Origin of the sequence: uncultured Tenacibaculum sp., assembly GCF_947504135.1 — a bacterium.
Taxonomy (GTDB): domain Bacteria; phylum Bacteroidota; class Bacteroidia; order Flavobacteriales; family Flavobacteriaceae; genus Polaribacter.
Genome location: NZ_CANNGG010000002.1, coordinates 577,700 through 596,362, shown reverse-complemented (window position 1 = coordinate 596,362; position 18,663 = coordinate 577,700). Strand labels below are relative to the sequence as shown.

Annotated in this window: 16 protein-coding genes; 13 read left to right on the top strand and 3 right to left on the bottom strand. The window is 31.5% G+C overall.

Annotated features, from left to right (window positions below; all coding sequences use genetic code 11):
• A partial coding sequence (locus tag Q0663_RS06170) for a PKD domain-containing protein (protein ID WP_299008047.1) occupies nt 1-1,526 on the bottom strand: 1,526 nt, incomplete at its 3' end.
• A 500-nt stretch (nt 1,527-2,026) separates the two neighbouring features.
• Between Q0663_RS06170 and mnmE the strand changes: the two genes are divergently transcribed.
• The 7 genes from mnmE (at nt 2,027) to Q0663_RS06135 (ending at nt 9,692) form a co-directional block, all read left to right on the top strand.
• Complete coding sequence (gene mnmE, locus Q0663_RS06165) at nt 2,027-3,421, top strand: tRNA uridine-5-carboxymethylaminomethyl(34) synthesis GTPase MnmE (protein WP_299008044.1); 1,395 nt, start codon at nt 2,027-2,029, stop codon at nt 3,419-3,421.
• 393 nt (nt 3,422-3,814) lie between these two features.
• The gene (locus Q0663_RS06160) at nt 3,815-4,198 is read left to right on the top strand and encodes a GreA/GreB family elongation factor (RefSeq protein WP_274634523.1); all 384 of its coding nucleotides are present in this window, start codon (nt 3,815-3,817) and stop codon (nt 4,196-4,198) included.
• Nucleotides 4,199-4,372: 174 nt separating this feature from the next.
• Complete coding sequence (locus Q0663_RS06155) at nt 4,373-5,170, top strand: hypothetical protein (protein ID WP_299008041.1); 798 nt, start codon at nt 4,373-4,375, stop codon at nt 5,168-5,170.
• A gap of 24 nt (nt 5,171-5,194) precedes the next feature.
• A complete protein-coding gene (locus tag Q0663_RS06150) occupies nt 5,195-6,190 on the top strand; it encodes a metal-dependent hydrolase (RefSeq protein WP_299008038.1) in 996 nt (331 codons plus the stop codon).
• A 63-nt stretch (nt 6,191-6,253) separates the two neighbouring features.
• A complete protein-coding gene (locus Q0663_RS06145) occupies nt 6,254-6,805 on the top strand; it encodes a hypothetical protein (protein WP_299008035.1) in 552 nt (183 codons plus the stop codon).
• A complete protein-coding gene (locus tag Q0663_RS06140) occupies nt 6,805-7,245 on the top strand; it encodes a hypothetical protein (protein ID WP_299008033.1) in 441 nt (146 codons plus the stop codon). The genes Q0663_RS06145 and Q0663_RS06140 overlap by 1 nt, the downstream gene beginning before the upstream one ends.
• A gap of 95 nt (nt 7,246-7,340) precedes the next feature.
• The gene (locus Q0663_RS06135; RefSeq protein WP_299008030.1) at nt 7,341-9,692 is read left to right on the top strand and encodes an FdhF/YdeP family oxidoreductase; all 2,352 of its coding nucleotides are present in this window, start codon (nt 7,341-7,343) and stop codon (nt 9,690-9,692) included.
• Between the two features lie 10 nt (nt 9,693-9,702).
• On the opposite strand, the gene Q0663_RS06130 is transcribed toward Q0663_RS06135, so the two are convergent.
• Together Q0663_RS06130 and Q0663_RS06125 are read right to left on the bottom strand one after the other, a co-directional pair.
• A complete protein-coding gene (locus tag Q0663_RS06130) occupies nt 9,703-10,737 on the bottom strand; it encodes an RluA family pseudouridine synthase (RefSeq protein ID WP_299008027.1) in 1,035 nt (344 codons plus the stop codon).
• A gap of 17 nt (nt 10,738-10,754) precedes the next feature.
• Entirely contained in the window at nt 10,755-11,336 is a 582-nt protein-coding gene (locus Q0663_RS06125) for a PASTA domain-containing protein (RefSeq protein WP_299008024.1), read from the bottom strand.
• A 154-nt stretch (nt 11,337-11,490) separates the two neighbouring features.
• Here Q0663_RS06125 and Q0663_RS06120 point away from each other — a divergent pair, with 154 nt between their 5' ends.
• From Q0663_RS06120 to Q0663_RS06095, 6 genes are all read left to right on the top strand, one after another.
• Nucleotides 11,491-12,474, top strand: a complete 984-nt coding sequence (locus Q0663_RS06120; RefSeq protein ID WP_299008021.1) for a D-alanine--D-alanine ligase — start codon at nt 11,491-11,493, stop codon at nt 12,472-12,474.
• Nucleotides 12,474-12,926, top strand: coding sequence for a pantetheine-phosphate adenylyltransferase (coaD, locus tag Q0663_RS06115; RefSeq protein WP_099214238.1), 453 nt, complete (start codon nt 12,474-12,476; stop codon nt 12,924-12,926). The genes Q0663_RS06120 and coaD overlap by 1 nt, the downstream gene beginning before the upstream one ends.
• An 18-nt stretch (nt 12,927-12,944) precedes the next feature.
• Nucleotides 12,945-14,693, top strand: coding sequence for a M14 family metallopeptidase (locus tag Q0663_RS06110; protein ID WP_299008013.1), 1,749 nt, complete (start codon nt 12,945-12,947; stop codon nt 14,691-14,693).
• Between the two features lie 62 nt (nt 14,694-14,755).
• On the top strand, nt 14,756-15,274 hold the full coding sequence (locus tag Q0663_RS06105) for an RNA polymerase sigma factor (RefSeq protein ID WP_299008010.1): 519 nt from the start codon (nt 14,756-14,758) through the stop codon (nt 15,272-15,274).
• A gap of 73 nt (nt 15,275-15,347) precedes the next feature.
• Nucleotides 15,348-16,265: a FecR family protein gene (locus Q0663_RS06100; RefSeq protein WP_299008007.1), complete on the top strand. Its 918-nt coding sequence runs from the start codon at nt 15,348-15,350 to the stop codon at nt 16,263-16,265.
• The gene (locus Q0663_RS06095) at nt 16,265-18,637 is read left to right on the top strand and encodes a TonB-dependent siderophore receptor (protein ID WP_299008004.1); all 2,373 of its coding nucleotides are present in this window, start codon (nt 16,265-16,267) and stop codon (nt 18,635-18,637) included. The genes Q0663_RS06100 and Q0663_RS06095 overlap by 1 nt, the downstream gene beginning before the upstream one ends.
• Nucleotides 18,638-18,663: the final 26 nt, after the last annotated feature.

Genomic DNA, 18,663 nt, shown 5'->3' with positions numbered 1-18,663 from the left:
GTCGATGGATCACACTCTACACTTATCATATCCGTTGGCTCATTTACCCATACCGGATCTGTGGTATCTACTATGGTAATTACCATTGTATCTGTTCCTGTTTTTCCACATGTGTCGGTAACTGTAAAAGTTCTTGTTACAGTGGTTATACATCCATCATCTGAAGTAATTTCATCTATGTAACTAATATTAGCTATTGTTCCATCATCTGAAACAGTATAATCAGTTGTAGTAAAACTGTCTTTAATATCAGAAGATGGTGTTAAATTAAAAGGATATCTAGCATTTAAACTTGTTATATCATTTTCATCACAACCTTCTAACCCTAAAGTTTCCGGAACGCTAATAATAGGATCTTGGTTATCGTTAGAAACTAAAGTTTTAGAACCTACATTTTGACAACCATTTGCGTCGGTTACTGTAACAGTATAAGTTCCTGCTATTAAACCGCTAAGGTCTTCCGTAGTATCTCCTGTATTCCACGAATACGTATAAGGAGCTGTTCCTCCTGACACAGTTAAGTCAATTGCTCCATCACTTCCTCCACAACTTAAATCACTTCCTAAAAGAGAAAGCGATAACACTAAAGGTTCTGTTATAGTTACGTTGGCCAATGCTATACATCCATTAGCATCTGTTACCGTAACACTATAATTTCCTATAGTTAAACTATTCAAATCTTCAGTCGATGCTCCTGTATTCCATGAGTACGTATAAGGTGCTTTACCTCCTGTTACTGTTAAATCAGCAGCTCCATCGTTTTCTCCATTACAAGATACATTTGTTCCTATAATGGCTGCTGTGGGGGTACTATCAATAGTAATGTCTTTTGTTATTGAATTTGTGTCTCCATCTTCATCTGTAACTGTTAATATTACTGACTTTATACCTGAACTGCTATAATCAACATGATGAGGGCCTTCTGATGTTTCCTCTGATGGAGACGAATCTGCTCCAAAACTCCATTGATAGGTTAAAACTCCATCTCCTCCTGTAGAAGCATTTGTAAAAGTTACTCCTTGAAAACCGCTACCATTAGCGCCACAATCATAAACAAATGTAAAGTCTGGTGCTATTGGTGTTTGTACATCAATTGGTGGTAAATTTTCTCCTGAACACTTTGAAGTTTGTGTAGCACATCCTGGTCCTGAAGTACTACCTGGGGTTTGCCAAGAAAGATATACGTCGGTTAAAGTTAATTCATCACCACAAGTATAGTTCATTAACTCAAACATTTGATAGGTACCAGGGATAATTGTTCCTAAGATTCCAATACTAATCTTATTAGTACCTACATAAACATTTCCGTCTTTATCAATTTTATCTGCACCATTCATCAAATAGAATTGCATATACAGATCTTTTTTACTTGCTGCTTTTGATATATCTACGTATAGATAAACATTAGAGAGCTGTTGCCCTACTGTACACGTGCTTATTGGATTTCCATTTAGGTCTCCTATATAAACACTCCCTATTTCAACATCCTGAGCTCCACACCCAGAAAGGCTACAGGGACTCTGCATAGATACTGTTGTTTGCGAAAAAACATAATTCGCACTAAACAACAATAAGGCAAGAATTAATTTTTTAAAATGAGTAGTTTTCATTCCCATACCTTTACTTTTAAATTAACTTTTTTTAATATTTTTTCTAGACTTTATCTAGAAAACACATACTTATAAAAGTTTTAGACTTTACCTAAAACCATACGGGGATGGGGTAAATGGGGATGGGGTAATTAAGGGTTACACACGTCCAAGCACTGCTTTTTGGCAATACTTAATACACAAGGATGTTCAATAAATTTTAATTGAGGAAAATAAAATAATACTGATTGGGAATTGTATTATTTTGAGGGATTAACGTTTTTAAAGTTCTAAAAACTTTAGGATAAAAGTAGTGTTAATTTTTAGATTCAAAAAACCCAAATTAAAAAAAGGGGGTTTTACCTTAAGCAGTAAAGGAAAAAAACAGAACTAAAATATTTTAACAAACTTCTTTTATAATTAGGTAATTTTGTAACATGATACAAAACGATACAATTATTGCTTTAGCTACACCTGCAGGTGTTGGTGCTATTGCTGTTATTAGACTTTCTGGAGAAAATTCAATAAAAATAGTTGACTCATATTTTAAATCTATTAAACACCATAAGTCGCTAAGCGACCAAAAATCTCATACACTACATTTAGGTCATATAGTAAATAATGAAACTGTCATTGATCAAGTTTTAGTATCTATTTTTAAAAACCCACATTCGTATACAGGCGAAAACGTTGTAGAAATTTCTTGTCACGGTTCAAGCTTTATTCAACAAGAAATCATCCAACTTTTCTTACAAAATGGTTGTAGAATGGCTGATAACGGTGAATTTACAATGCGTGCCTTTTTAAATGGTAAAATGGATTTATCGCAAGCGGAAGCTGTGGCTGATGTGATTGCTTCTAATTCTGCTGCTTCTCATCAAATGGCAATTCAGCAAATGCGTGGAGGAATTACCAATGAACTAAAAGAATTAAGAGGGCAACTACTAGATTTTGCAGCTTTAATTGAGCTTGAATTAGATTTTTCTGGTGAAGATGTAGAGTTTGCTGATAGAACTAAATTTAAAGAATTAGTAGCTAAAATATCAGCTGTTTTAAAGCGCTTAATTGATTCTTTTGCTTTTGGGAATGCTATGAAAAATGGAATTCCTGTTGCTATTATTGGTGAACCAAATGTTGGAAAATCTACTCTATTAAATGCTTTGCTTAATGAAGAAAAGGCTATCGTATCTGATATTGCTGGTACAACTCGTGATGCTATTGAAGATGAATTAATTATTGATGGTGTTGTTTTTCGTTTTATTGATACCGCTGGAATTAGAGAAACTGAAGATGTTGTTGAAAACATCGGTATCAAAAAAGCATATGAAAAAGCAGAAAACGCACAATTAATTATATTTTTAATTGACTCCAATAAGTATATACATTCTAAAGACTTATTCTTAGAGGAAATTGAGACCATAAAGCAACGTTTTCCTAACAAACGTCTATTAGTTATTGCTAATAAGATAGATACATTATCTTGCCATGATTCTTCTATTTTACAATCAGAAATAGATAATTTAATCTTACTTTCTGCCAAGCAAAATATTGGCGTTGATGAGTTAAAACAAGAACTCATTTCATTAGTGAATACTGGAGCTTTGAGTAATAATGAAACAATTGTTACCAACTCTCGTCATTTTGAAGCATTAACTTTAGCTCTGGAAAGTATTAATTCGGTTAAAAACGGTATTGAGTTAGATATTTCTTCTGATTTATTTGCTATTGATATTCGTGAGTGTTTGCGTCATTTAGGAAATATTACTGGTGAATACGATGTAGATAAAGATATTTTAGGTCACATTTTCGGAAACTTCTGTATCGGAAAGTAATTACACTTCCTTTAATTAAAAAGACAGCTGTTTTCAGTTTTATAAAATCATCTCTTTTTAAACAACCTCACATTCTCTGTAAAACAAAGAAAATTAGGGAGTTTAAATACCACTTTTTAATTCAATAAATAAGCAGTAAATTTGTATTCTCTAAGTGTAAATGATACATGACTGCAATATTTACATTTCAAAAAAACGTTGCGCAAAAGCTAATTGCTTCTTTGCGCTACCTGCTTGATGATATATTTTTAAAAAATTCTAAAGAGTTTATTATTTAAGCCCTACCCATTTTAAAGGTAGGGACAACTTTAGTTTTAATTAATTTAAACTAAATCCTAGGTGTTTTTTATACCTAGTGATGGTTTATTTCTATTCATCAATAATTATAAAATAATGACAAAAAATATTATAGTAACCACAGGTATATACGATCTTATAAAAGACCACGTTAGAAGAAAAAAAGTAACTCTTGAAGAAGAAAACCGCTTACTAGCAGAACTAAAAGGCGCTAAACAAGTAAGACGAAGAGAACTTCCTGAGGATGTAGTTACCGTAAACAGAAGAGTCTTAATTTTAGACCATTCAGACCAACAAGAAAAAGAATACATTTTTGTTTCTACAAATAAAACTAAACTTCAAAAAAGAAAGTTTTCAATCCTTTCAGATATGGCTTTAGCCACTGTTGGCTATAAAGAAGGTGATATTATTGACTGGCCTTTTAAAAAAGGAAATAAAAAAGTTGAAATTTTAAAAGTAACTCCTTTCGAGCAGCTTTAAATCTAAAAATCTATTACCTCAACAAGGAGTTTTAAGCAAACTCCTTGTTTTGATTACAGCTTCAATTTAGCTTAAATCTTCAAATTTATAGCGGTTAACTACGCTTATAAAACAGATTATTATTATTTCGACGGAGTTTATAATTTTACTAGTCCTAGACTCAATCTTACATTCATGGAAAAAGACAAAAAATTAAAATTGCAAGAAAAAAAATATCAATCCGTAGGAAAACTTACTACAAGTAAAATTATTGACCTCTTTATCGAAAGTGAAAACGAAGCTTTACACTATAAATTCCAGGGGCAATTTTATCCTTATCGCCATTATGATATTAACGCAACACTAACAAAAGCTTTAAAAGGAATAGACAAGCAAAAAATTATTGATGCTTATTTTCACGCCTCTAGGTTGGGAATTATAGTAAAAGTAAGAGAAGACAATTACCCTCTTTTCTTAAAAGGAATTGAAAAAACACTATCATCTCTTGGTGAAGGATATAATATTAATGTTTTAAGACCTAGTACGGTATATTTACTCTTTGGTGTGAACTCACTAAATGACATAGAAAACCTATACAACACAAAGTATAATGAGTTTTTAGAAAATTTAAAGTTTGTTATTAAAGTTAACTCTTATACGAGTTATCCTAGTTTACGAAGAAAATTAAAAGCTTCTCTTTTCTTAGAAAATCCTATACTTTTAAAAAGGGCTCAAAAAATGACTCCTTTCTTTAATAAATTCAATTTTGAAACTGCTGGAGCCTTGGTTCTGCTATTGGTTGACTCTTCAAAAACTTCAAAACAAGTTCTTTTAGAGTATCATAAAACCGATTTACCTAGAGAAACTGTTTGGGTTCTTGGTAGTTTCTATGAAGATTTCTCTAATACCGAAGCAAATAAACTACTTCTTAACGACCTATATAATAAATATTCTAAGGAATGGGTTGATGAATATTATAGCTCTATTTACTAATAATTTTATAAGTATTTTTGCTTTATGGATTCACTTACGCAAATTGTTTTGGGTGCTGCAGTTGGAGAGGCTGTATTAGGAAAAAAAGTTGGTAATAAAGCAATGTTTTATGGTGCTATTGCTGGTACAATTCCTGATTTAGATGTATATATTGGAAAACTTTTCGATACTGTTACTGCTCTAGAAATACACAGAGGTTTTACACATTCTGTTTTTTTTGCAATCATTTTTGGGTGGATTTTCGGTTGGCTTATTTCCTTGTATGAGAAAAAAGCCTCCACAAAAGAATGGGCACTACTTATGTTTTGGGGATTTATTACGCATCCAATTCTAGATGCCCATACCACTTGGGGAACTCAACTTTTTTGGCCTCTCGACATACGATTGGCTTTTAAAAACATTTTTGTAATTGATCCTCTATACACATTGCCTTTCTTAGTGTTCCTGTTAATGGCAATGTTTCAGCGTAAAGGAACAGCAAAAAGGAGAAAGTATAACAACCTGGGACTTATAATTAGTAGTTCTTACATGGCAATCACTATTGTTATCAAAGGAATTACCTATACTAAATTTGCGCATGCTTTAAAAGAACAAGGAATAGTTTATAAAGAAATAGAAACCAAACCTACACCTTTTAACACTGTTTTATGGTCTGCAAATGTAGAAACTGACGATGCTTATCTGATTGGTTATTATTCTTTTTTTGACACCAAACCGATTGAGTTTTACTCCTATCCTAAAAATCATAATTTACTAGGTGATTATAAAGATGATGTTTCTGTAAAACGACTTATAAAAATTACTAAAGGTTGGTATACTATTTCAGAAAAAAACAATACTCTTTATTTAAATGATTTACGCTTCGGACTACTTAGTGTAGCTCCGAATTTTCAACAGTTTGCTTTTAGTTTTAAAATAACTGAAGAAGATAATAAAGTGGTTATTGATGAAGCTCCTAGAAACATAGAAAAAGCTAAAGAACTTGTAAATGATCTTTGGATTAGAATTCAAGGAAATTAATCGAGAAATCGCTGTATATGTCGTAAATTTGCAACTCTATTTTAAAAGCAGCGTTACTCAGGTTTGAGACAAAAATATTTTCACTTTTTTTCAATCATCTTTTTAGTTCTTACTCAATTCGCATTTATTACTGCGTTATTACTAGAACACAAAAATGTTTTAACGGTAATATTCTTAACAACACTTATTACAGCACTCATAATTTACACCTACATAAAATTTTTTAAAATTAAAGAAGTAGATTTTGAGCCATTCTATGTAATGATTTTTGTTATTGCTGGTGCGTTACTTACAAGTTATTTGCATCTTTTTACTCCTTTAAATTCTGTTTTAGCTGCAACACTTATCGGAACAATCGCTTCTTTTTTACCCAACTTGAATAAAAAATCCAAGGTTTTACAAAATATTCCTAATGCCATGTACTGTGGTTGTTTTGTAGGAATGTCACAAAAACACGTTGCTATTGATTATAGTTTTATACTCATTGCAGGTATGATTGCTGGTATCTTTTATATGTTTTCAAAAAATCTGTTTCATGGAGTTGGTGGTAAACTAGGTACTCTTGCTTTTGGTAGCGTTGTTATCTCATCATTATTATTGTTAATTCTCTCATAATGCTAACTACCATATCAATATATTTAACAAGCATACTCGGAGCTTTTTTAACCTTTTTAGTAAGCACAAAATACAAACAAGGTCCAGTTAGAGCCTCTGCCCTATTAACACTTATTGTTGCTGGTGTATGCTTCCTTTTTCCTAAGATATTTTCAGAAGATATAACCAACCAAATTCCTTGGGTCTTTTTTGGAGCTTCTTTCGTTGGTATGACCTCTGGAAAACTTACTCGAAACTATATTTCAATTATTTTCGCAGGAATAGTTTTCGGATTCATATATACGGTTAGTCCTGATTTTTTTAATGGTTATGGAGGCGCATTAGGAACAGCTGCTTGTATTTCTATCTTAGTTGTTATTGGAATAAACAATCTTATCCGACTTTTAAAAGCCTCAAAAAAGAAAAAGAAGCTGCTTAAAAAAGTAGTTCTTAAAAGTTAATTCTATTATAGGTTACATTATTCAATATCTCTCAACCTACTACAATCTCCTTTATTTTTTCTTAACTTTATCCCTCTAAGACTGTAGAAAAAATAATGGATAACAAACCAAAAAAACAAACTGATAAACAACCTTCTGCTGAGCCTCCATACAAACTATTAAGCTTAAGAACTGGTAAACCAAAAGATTGGGCTGCAGGTATCCCTGGAGTCACAAACGCTATAAAGAGTTTAATAAACGATAAAGCTTTAGTTAGAGGAGGAAAAGCTTTGTTTAAAATGAATCAGCTTGATGGTTTTGATTGTCCTAGTTGTGGTTGGCCTGATCCTGATGATGAACGCTCTCCCATTGCTGAGTATTGTGAAAATGGTGCAAAAGCTATAGCTGAAGAGGCTACTAGTAAAAGAATTACTGCTGACTTTTTTAAACAAAATTCTGTTTATGAACTTTCTCAATTAACTGATTATGAAATTGGACATTTAGGTCGTCTTTCTGAGCCTATGTACCTTCCTAAAAATGGTACACATTATGAACCTATTAGCTGGGACAATGCTTTTGCAAAAATTGCCGAACACTTAAATAGGTTAGAGTCTCCAGATAATGCTGCTTTTTACACCTCTGGTAGAACAAGTAATGAAGCTTCTTTTGCATATCAGCTTTTTGTGCGTGAATTTGGAACTAACAACTTCCCTGATTGTTCTAATATGTGTCACGAAACCTCTGGTTTTACCTTAGCCTCAGTTACAGGTATAGGAAAAGGAACTGCTACTTTAAAAGACTTCTACGATACCGATATCATCATGATTATTGGTCAAAATCCAGGGACGAACTCTCCACGAATGTTAAGTGCTTTAGAGAAAGGAAAAAAGAACGGCGCTAAAATTATTGCTGTTAACCCTCTTCCCGAAGCTGGCTTAATGGGATTCCGAGATCCTCAAAAAATAAACGGTATTTTAGGAAAAGGAATTCAACTTGCCGATTTACACCTTCCTGTTAGAATTAATGGAGATTTAGCGCTACTAAAAGCAATCGAACAGTTACTATTACATTTTGAAAAAGAAACTCCTGGTAAGGTTTTCGATCAAGAATTTATCAATAATAAAACAGTTGGCTACGAGGATTTAAAAAAACAAATTGAAAGCTATGATTTAGATGAATTGGCGAAAGCATCGGGTATTTTAAAAGAAGATATTCAAAAAGCTGCTGAAATGTTAGCTTATAAAAACCGAATTATTATTTGCTGGGGAATGGGACTTACGCAACAGCCCAACGGAGTTGATATTTTAAAAGAAGTTCTTAACCTGTTATTCTTAAAAGGAAGTATTGGTAAACCTGGAGCGGGTTCTTGTCCAGTAAGAGGTCATAGTAATGTACAAGGAAATAGAACAATGTTAATTAATAATCATCCTTCCCAAGAACAATTGGATAAGCTTAAGGAAGTTTTTGGTTTTAACCCGCCAAGAGAGAACGGTTATGATGTTGTAGATACCATAAAGGCTATGAATGAAGGGAAAGTTAAAGTACATTTTAGCATGGGAGGAAATTTCTTATCAGCAACTCCAGACACTACCTATACAGCTAAAGGATTAAGACAACTAGACTTATCTGTTTCTGTTTCTACTAAACTTAATAGAACCCATTTGATTCATGGAAAAGAGGCTTTAATTTTACCTACAATTTCGAAAAGTGAAATTGATATAGTTAATGGTAAGCATCAGTATACAAGTGCAGAAAATGCTATGGGAATTGTTGAATGGTCTAAAGGAGTATTAAAACCTATTTCTGACAAGCTTATCAACGAAACACATATTGTTTGTAGAATGGCAAAAGCTACTTTAGGAAGTAAAAGTGTAGTTGATTGGGATCGGTATATGAATAGTTACGATGCTGTAAGAGATGATATAGAAAAATGTATTCCTGGTTTTGATAACTACAATGTTCGTATAAAACAAAAAGGTGGTTTTTATTTACCTAATGGTGCTCGTGAAGGAAACTTCAAAACAAAAGAATTTGGAGAACGTGTTCCGTTTTCTTTAACTTCTTTACCTGAAAATAAACTAGCCGAAGATGAATACTTAATGGCTACAGTTAGAACACATGATCAGTTTAACACTACTATCTATGGATTAAATGATCGTTATCGTGGTGTTTATAATGAACGTCGTGTAGTTTTTATGAATAAAAACGATATAGAAAAAGCTGGTTTTAAATCTGGTGATAAGGTAGATTTATATAATTATGATAATGACACAGAACGTATCGCACCGCTGTTTATTATTGTTGAATACCCTATTCCTGAAAAAAACACGGTTACTTACTTCCCTGAAACCAATGTATTGGTTTCAATTCACAATACCGTAAAAGGGAGTAATATGCCTGCTTCTAAACACGTTAAAATTAAAATTAGAAAACACAACCCTAAGAATTTGTTGGAGAAAAGTAATTAACCTTACTGGTTTACTCTTCCAATTTAGAATGTTCAGAATACGTACGCCATTTCTCTAAACAAGCGGTAATATCTTCTGGTACTTCAGAGTTAAATTGTAAAAACTCTCCTGTTGTTGGATGTGTAAAACCTAAAGTTTTTGCATGCAAAGCTTGTCTTGGCAACACTTTAAAGCAATTATCTACAAATTGTTTGTATTTAGTAAACGTAGTTCCCTTTAAAATAGCATTCCCACCATAACGTTCATCGTTAAAAAGTGTATGTCCAATGTGTTTAAAGTGAGCTCTAATTTGATGCGTTCTACCCGTTTCTAACTTACATTGTACCAAGGTTACATACGTAAGTCTTTCAAGTACTTTATAATGAGTAACAGCATGCTTACCATGCTCACCATCAGGGAAGACATCCATTTGTAAGCGATTTTTAAAACTACGTCCTATATTTCCTTCAATAGTTCCTTCATCCTCTTCAATATTTCCCCAAACTAACGCATAATATAACCGTTCTGTAGTACGGTCAAAAAACTGCTTAGACAAATGTGCCATTGCGTATTCTGTTTTTGCAACTACCAATAATCCGCTTGTATCTTTATCAATACGATGTACTAAACCTGGTCGCTCGTTAGAGTTGGTGGGTAAGTTTTCTATGTGATGAATTAGTCCGTTCACTAATGTTCCAGAGTAATTTCCATGACCTGGGTGAACTACCATTCCTGCTGGCTTGTTTACCACTATCACTTCATCATCTTCATACACTATATCAATAGGAATATCTTCTGCTACTAATAAGTTTTCGTGAGGAGGATATGTTAACACCACTCTAACTACATCTTTTGGTTTTACCTTATAGTTAGACTTTACTGCCACATCATTAACTAAAACATTACCTGCTTTAGCTGCTTGCTGTATTTTATTTCGAGTAGCATTTTCAATAAAGTTCATTAAAAACTTATCTACTCGCAATGGTACTTGACCATCTGTTGCTACAAACCTATGGTGCTCGTATAAATCATCATTTTCTATCTCTGGAGTGTTATCTTCCTGCATCAATCAATTTATAAAAATTAGTATCCGTTACCATCCCCTAAAATCAAGTCGATGGTTGTTTGTTTTGGTAATTTAGCTCCCGGTTCAATTTTTTGTCCGTTATACTTTAATCCACGAACCACATCTTTTCCTATATCGTGTACCCAAGTAACCTTAGTTCCTACTTTAAACCCTATTGAACGTAGGTGTGTTGTTGCCTGTCGTCTGGTACGTCCATTTAAATTAGGCACTTCTATATCTCTATACTTTGACGGATTTAAGGTTAAGTATATTTTACGCTTTTCTTTTACAAAATCACCTGCTTCCGGATCTTGCTCAATAATTGACTTCTTAGGATAATCTGGATTATAACTTGCACTGTCAATTACCACAAAATCTAAATTTAATTCACTTAATTTTTGCTCAACATCAGCTAACGACATTTTGTGTAGGTCAGGTACTTGTATTTTTTGATTATGGTTTGTTGTAACTCCTAACCACCATTGTAGAACAAATACAAAAACTAGTATTGAAACAACTGCTATAATTATATTTTTTAAAAAAGATTTACTTTTAATAAATTCAAATAAACCTCCAGATTTTCCTGTTAAATTACTCATATCATTTTTTTGTAAGATCGCACAAATTTACAGTAAAAATATTACTATTTTAAATTCAACAAGTCTTAAACGAGTTTTTTTGGTAAGTTTGTATAATCCAACGATTGGATTTTAGATAAACAATGATAAAAACAGTAATTGAAATACATTTGAAGTGAAAAAAAACATCGCTATTATTATGGGAGGTTATTCCTCAGAAGTAGGAATTTCTCTAAAAAGTGGTAATGTAGTTTACAAACATATTAATACAGAAAAATATAACGCGTACAAAGTTCATATTTTAGAAAATAAATGGGTGTATGTTGATGATAATGAACAAGAATATCCAATAAACAAAGAAGATTTTTCAATTGAAATTAAAGGTCAAAAAATTACATTTGATTGTGTTTTTAACGCTATTCATGGTACACCAGGAGAAAACGGTATTATCTTAGCTTACTTTGATCTTATTGGTTTAAAACACACCTCTGCCCCATTCTACCAAATGGCTTTAACCTTTAATAAGCGTGATACCTTAAGTGTAGTGAAACAATACGGAGTAGCAACAGCTGTTTCTATATATCTAAACAAAGGTGATGAGGTTGATTGTGATGCTTTTATTAAAAAAGTAGGACTTCCTTGCTTTGTAAAACCAAACGGAGCAGGTTCTAGTTTTGGCATATCTAAAGTGTATACTAAAGAAGAGTTAATTCCTGCTATAGAAAAAGCATACGAAGAAGATACTGAAATATTAATTGAAAGCTTTTTAGATGGAACTGAGGTTTCTGTTGGAGTAATTCAATACAAAGGAGAAACAAAAGTACTTCCAATAACAGAAATTGTTTCTGAAAATGATTTCTTCGATTATAAAGCTAAATATGAAGGTCAATCTCAAGAAATCACTCCTGCACGTTTAACTGATTCTCAAAGAAAGAGAGTTAAAGAAGTAGCCAAACGTGTATATGAAATTTTAAATATGCGTGGTTTTTCTCGCTCTGAATATATTTTAGTTAACGATGAACCACATTTTATAGAAATGAATACTGTTCCTGGATTAACAGAAGCAAGTATTTTACCACAGCAAGCCAATCATGCGGGTATTTCTTTAACTGAATTATTTGGAAACGCTATTGAAATGGCTTTAAATGACAAGATATAATGAAAAGAGCAATTTTTCCTGGATCTTTCGATCCAATTACTTTAGGACACTTAGATATTATTGAACGTGGTGTTACCCTTTTTGATGAATTAATTATTGCAATTGGGGTGAATGCCGATAAAAAATATATGTTTTCTCTAGAGGAGCGTCAACGTTTTATTGAAGAAACTTTTAAGCATGAGCCAAAAATAAAAGTACTTACTTATAGTGGACTTACTGTAAACTTTTGTAAAGAACAAGACGCTCAATTTATTTTAAGAGGTTTACGTAATCCTGCCGATTTTGAGTTTGAAAAAGCCATTGCACATACTAATAGAAAACTTTCTGAAATTGAAACTGTGTTTTTACTAACCTCTTCAGGTAAAAGCTATATTTCTTCATCAATTGTAAGAGATGTAATCAGAAATAATGGTGACTATACAGGATTAGTACCTGACGCAGTTAGAATTTAAACTTTTAAATACGTTACTTTGAAAAAACTATTTGTACTACTCCTAATAATTACTGTTGCTTGTAAACCAGAATCAACAAAAAAGAATAACGATTTCACTACACTGTTTGAAACATCAAACGGAACGGAGACTCCTACTTATAAAGAGGTTATTTCTTTTTATGAAGAGTTGGCTAACACTTACCTTGAAATTTCATTGTTTGAAATAGGTACTACAGATATTGGAAAACCTTTACATTTAGTTGTTTTTAATACTGATGGAAAAACCAATATTGAAGAACTTAAAAATTCTTCAAAAAATAGAATTTTAATCAATAACGGTATTCATCCGGGGGAATCTGACGGAATTGATGCTTCGATGCTATTATTACGAGACATTGTTCAAAATGATTCTTTAAAAAACAAGTACAAAAATTCTTTAATTTGTGTTATTCCCATATACAATATTGGTGGCTCCCTAAACAGAAACTCACACACAAGAGCCAATCAAAATGGTCCAAAAGAATACGGTTTTAGAGGAAATGCTCGTAACTACGACTTAAATCGTGATTTTATTAAACAAGATACTAAAAATGCCGCTACATTTGCTGAGATTTTTCACACTGTAAATCCAGATGTTTTTATAGATAACCACGTAAGTAATGGAGCAGATTATCAGTACGCAATTACACATCTATTTACACAACACAATAAATTGGGAGGAAATTTAGGTGAGTTTATTGAAACAAAAATGCGTCCTGAAATAGAACATTCTTTGGCTGAGAAAGGCATTATTATTACTCCTTATGTAAATGTTTGGGGAACAACTCCAGAAAGTGGTTGGTCACAGTTTTTCGATTCACCTAGATATTCTACTGGGTACACTACCCTCTTCAATACCTTAGGATTAATGGTTGAAACTCATATGTTGAAACCGTATAAAATTAGAGTAGAACAAACCTATGAATTGCTGTTTTCTGCTTTAGATTTTTCCAAAGAAAACAGTAACAAAATAAAAGATTTACGAAAAAATGCTGTTGAAGAAATAATAAACAAAAAAACATATCCTATTCTATTTACAGTTGATAAGAATAATCCTACAGCTCTTCATTTTAAAGGATACGAAGGAACTTTTATAGACAGTAAAGTTACCAATGGAAAACGTTTGTTTTATGATAGAACAAAACCTTACAATAAAAAAGTTTCTTATTATAACTACTTTGTTCCTACCAAAGAAATCGCCATACCCAAGGCCTATATATTAGAACAAGGTTGGCATGACGTTGTAGAACGATTAGAAAATAATAAAATTGAATTTACTCGTTTTGAAAAGGATACCTTATTAACTGTAGAAGTTCAGCACATCAAAGAATTTGAAACTCGAAAAACGGCATACGAAGGTCATTATTTACACTACAATACTGAAGTTACCCAAACAAGAGGTCTACAAGTTAAATTTAATAATGGAGATATTTATATTCCTACAAACCAAACAGGAATACGTTATATTATAGAGACCTTGGAAGCTGAAGCTATTGATTCTTTCTTCAACTGGAATTTCTTTGATACTATCTTACAACAAAAAGAAGGATACTCTTCTTACGTTTTTGAAGATATTGCTGAGGACTTTTTAAACAACAGTCCTATTGTAAAACAAGAATTTTCAGAAAAGTTAAAGTCTGAAGAAGATTTTGCTAAAAATCCGCAAACACAATTATATTGGGTTTATAAAAAAACACCTCATTATGAAAAAGCTCATAAGAAATTACCAATTTATAAGTTATATTGATAATTTTTTAACCTCTTAGTTACATTTTCATACATTTGTCACCGATTAGGAACTTGATTTAAATGAATAAAAACCCATTAAAATCTGTTTGTGAGCAAAAAAATTTTGAAGAAATCTTCAACAAACATTCACAAACCTTACGAAATTATATCTACTATAAATGTGGCGATACTCAGCAAGCTGAAGATATCGTTCAGGAAGCCTATATTAAACTGTGGAACAACTGCGCGAAAGTAATTTTTGAAAAGGCTAAGTCCTTTTTATATACTGTAGCTAATAATCACTTTTTAAATGAAGTGGCGCATAAAAAAGTAGTATTAGAATATCAAAAACAAAATGCTACCAATAATACATCAATAGAAACTCCTCAATTTATATTGGAAGAAGATGAATTTCATCAAAAATTAAAAAAAGTGATAGCTGACCTTCCTGAAAGGCAACGAGAAGTTTTTTTACTAAGCAGAATAGACAAGAAAAAATACAGTGAAATTGCAGATATAGTAGGTATATCTGTAAAAGCTGTAGAGAAAAGAATGAGTAAGGCATTACTTACTTTAAAAGAACAAATAGGTAAAGTGTAATAAAAAATACTATTTGTAGTAGGGTAATTAGTTTTTTACTTGTTTTTAATACAAATAGCACGAATAATAGGAAATGAAAATAAATTATAAGGATGAAACTTTTTTAGCCAGATGGATAGCCAATGAGCTTTCCACTAAAGAGCTAGAAGAATTTCAACAGTCTGATGTTTATCATCAATTTAAAGCTATTGATGATGCTTCTCAGTTGTTAAAAGCCCCTGATTATAATCAGAAAGAAGTTCTTACTCAAATTCAAAATAAATTACAGTCAAAAAAGTCAGATAAAAAAGTTGTAAAATTAATTCCTTATTGGATCTACGGCGCTGCTGCTTCTATCGCTTTATTAATTAGCTTTTTTTACTTTAATTACAGTACAACTAATATTTCTACAAGTTACGGAGAGTATTCAACTATAACTTTACCAGACAATTCAACTGTACATCTCTCTCCTAACTCTACCATTAGTTATAAAAATTACAGATGGGAGGATAAAAGGGAATTATCTTTAAAAGGAAAAGCTTTTTTTGAAGTTGAAAAGGGTAGATCTTTCACCGTAAATACTACTGAAAGTAACGTTACTGTTTTAGGAACTAAATTTACAGTTAATACTTCTGAAAAGTATTTTGAAGTTCTATGCTACGAAGGAAAAGTGAAAGTTACTTCTAAAAGGAATAATGAAATAATTTTAACTTTAGGTAAAGCTTACAGAAATTATAATGAAAATATTGAAGAATGGACTTTTAATTCAAACACCCCTTCTTGGTTGAAAGGAGAGAGTTCTTTCATGAACACTCCATTATATCAAGTAATTAAAGCTTTAGAAAACCAATTTAATTTAAAATTTGATTCTTCCAAAATCGATACCGAAAAACGATTTACAGGTACATTTACACATAAAGATGTTAATATAGCATTACAAACTGTTTTTGCTCCTATGAAAATTTCTTATAAATTAGCAAAAAATAGTACCGTTGTATTGACATATAATTAATGAAAATAAAATTAAGTATACTTTTTATATGCTTAGCGATGTCTATTTTTTCTCAGGAAAAAATAGACATTTCTTTTATAGAAACTCCTTTATTAGACGTTTTAAAACAAACCGAAGCTAATTTTGGAGTAAAATTTTCGTATAATGCTGAAATACTTCAAAAAGATATTATTTCATTTTCTAAAAAAAACTGTGAATTAGTATACCTCTTAGGTGAAATTGAGCATCAAACTTCCTTTTTTTTTCAAAAGATAAACGATCGTTACTACTATATAACTACAAAAACAGCTCTTAACAAAGAAAATTACACACTTCTTAATGAAATTCTTGTTACCAATTATATTACGTCAGGAATTAACAAAAAGAAAAGTGGAGCTATTTCTATTTTACCCAAACAACTTGGGGTGCTACCTGGATTAACCGAACCTGATGTTTTAGAAAGCTTAAAAATTATTCCTGGTGTACAAAGCCCAGATGAAACTGCCGCTGGAATATACATTAGAGGAGGAACTCCTAACCAAAATTTAGTACTTTGGGACGGTATAAAAACCTACTACTTAGGTCATTTTTTTGGAATGATTTCTGCTTTCAACCCATACACCACAAAAGAAGTTGTTTTATCTAAAAGTGGTACAAATGCCAGATATGGAAATAGAGTTTCTGGAGTAATTGACATAAAGACCTCTGATGAAATCCCTGATAAAATTACTGGAAGCTTTGGGCTAAACATGACACATGCTGATGCTTTTATTGACATTCCATTATCGAAACAAACAGCTTTATCCTTTTCAGCTCGAAGCTCTTATTCTAATATTTTAAAAACTTTTACATTTAATAAATTATCCACAAGAGTATTTCAAACATATAATAATAATCAAGAAAACAACATTATTGATAAAAATATAAAATTTAGTAGAGATAATCAGTTTAATTTTTCAGATTACACAGCAAAATTCATCACTAATCCTTCTGAAAAAGAATCTTTAACTTTTAGCTTTTTACATACTAAAAACAAAATGTACAATGATTTTACTGTTCCTGACTATAAAGACAAGTACAACGACCAGATAAATATTAAAAACACTGGTATGAGCCTTAATTGGAAAAAGGAAACTAATGAAACAGTTACACATAACCTGAAAGGTTATTTTTCTACTTTTACATTAGACTATAGCGCTAATTACAGCTACTTTGAAAATTATCTTGAAGAGTTTTCTAGCAAAAAAAATATTTTAAATGATGTAGGACTTTCTTATAATTTAAACTACTCTCTTAACACTAAAACAGATATACTTTTAGGGTATGATTATACATATACCGATGCTGAATATGATTTAAAATACTCTTACAGTTTACAAGGAGTAAATCAATTTAACTCTCAACAAGACGAGCAAAGTTCAAACGATACACATTCTATTTTTGGAGAGTATTTATACGACTCTTATTACTGGAATATAAATACTGGAATACGTTTTAATTACTTTTCTAAAATTAATAAATTTGTTTTAGAACCTAGATTATACCTTGAAAAGAAGTTAAGCCCAGCTTTTAGCTTTAAAACTTCATTTGAGCAAAAACATCAAACACTTAGCCAAATAATAGAATTTCAAACCTCTAGTTTAGGGTTTGATTTAGAAAACCAAATTTGGGCACAGGTAAACAATGATGACATTCCTCTTCAAAAAAGTTTACAAGTTTCTACAGGAATTATTTTTAACAAAGATAATTGGAAAATAGATATTGAACCTTACTACAAAAAAGTTACTGGTATGACCTCGCTAACGAGCGGTTATAACGATCAGACCAACGATTTTTCTGACGGAATAGGTAAAATATATGGTATTGATATATTAATCAATAAAAAAATTAATAATTACAGAACTTGGGTTAACTATTCGTACACCAAAAACAGGTTTAAATTTTTAGATTTAGAAAACAAGTATTTTCCTGCCAATCATGATATCACAAATTATTTTTCATGGTCTCATGCCTATACATTAAACGCTTATGAATTTTCTTTAGGTTGGATTTACAGAACAGGAAATCCTTATACTGCTTTAAGAGATTTTTATGTAACCGATAATGGTTTTCCGGTTGTTGATATAGACACAGACAATATTAACGCTCTTAGACTCCCTAATTACCATCGTTTAGACGCTTCTATGACTTACACGTTTAATTTTTCTGAAAAATGGAAAGGTAAATTAGGAGTATCTGTTTTAAACATTTACAACCAAAAAAATATATTAAGTAGAACTTACAACGCTATTCCTACTATAAACTCAGATAACGAGCTTGAATACCAACTGGAGCAAGTTGACAAAGTTTCTTTAGGAATAACACCTAATTTAGTTTTTCGCGTTAGCTTTTAATAAAAAAGGCCCTACTAAAAAGTAAG

Bases quoted from the DNA above. Each gene is read 5' to 3' on its own strand.
- Q0663_RS06130 (WP_299008027.1), bottom strand. From the start codon at position 10,737: ATGCAGGAAGATAACACTCCAGAGATAGAAAATGATGATTTATACGAG.
- mnmE (WP_299008044.1), top strand. From the start codon at position 2,027: ATGATACAAAACGATACAATTATTGCTTTAGCTACACCTGCAGGTGTT.
- Q0663_RS06160 (WP_274634523.1), top strand. From the start codon at position 3,815: ATGACAAAAAATATTATAGTAACCACAGGTATATACGATCTTATAAAA.
- Q0663_RS06105 (WP_299008010.1), top strand. From the start codon at position 14,756: ATGAATAAAAACCCATTAAAATCTGTTTGTGAGCAAAAAAATTTTGAA.
- Q0663_RS06140 (WP_299008033.1), top strand. From the start codon at position 6,805: ATGCTAACTACCATATCAATATATTTAACAAGCATACTCGGAGCTTTT.
- Q0663_RS06155 (WP_299008041.1), top strand. From the start codon at position 4,373: ATGGAAAAAGACAAAAAATTAAAATTGCAAGAAAAAAAATATCAATCC.
- Q0663_RS06125 (WP_299008024.1), bottom strand. From the start codon at position 11,336: ATGAGTAATTTAACAGGAAAATCTGGAGGTTTATTTGAATTTATTAAA.
- Q0663_RS06135 (WP_299008030.1), top strand. From the start codon at position 7,341: ATGGATAACAAACCAAAAAAACAAACTGATAAACAACCTTCTGCTGAG.
- Q0663_RS06095 (WP_299008004.1), top strand. From the start codon at position 16,265: ATGAAAATAAAATTAAGTATACTTTTTATATGCTTAGCGATGTCTATT.
- Q0663_RS06100 (WP_299008007.1), top strand. From the start codon at position 15,348: ATGAAAATAAATTATAAGGATGAAACTTTTTTAGCCAGATGGATAGCC.
- Q0663_RS06150 (WP_299008038.1), top strand. From the start codon at position 5,195: ATGGATTCACTTACGCAAATTGTTTTGGGTGCTGCAGTTGGAGAGGCT.
- coaD (WP_099214238.1), top strand. From the start codon at position 12,474: ATGAAAAGAGCAATTTTTCCTGGATCTTTCGATCCAATTACTTTAGGA.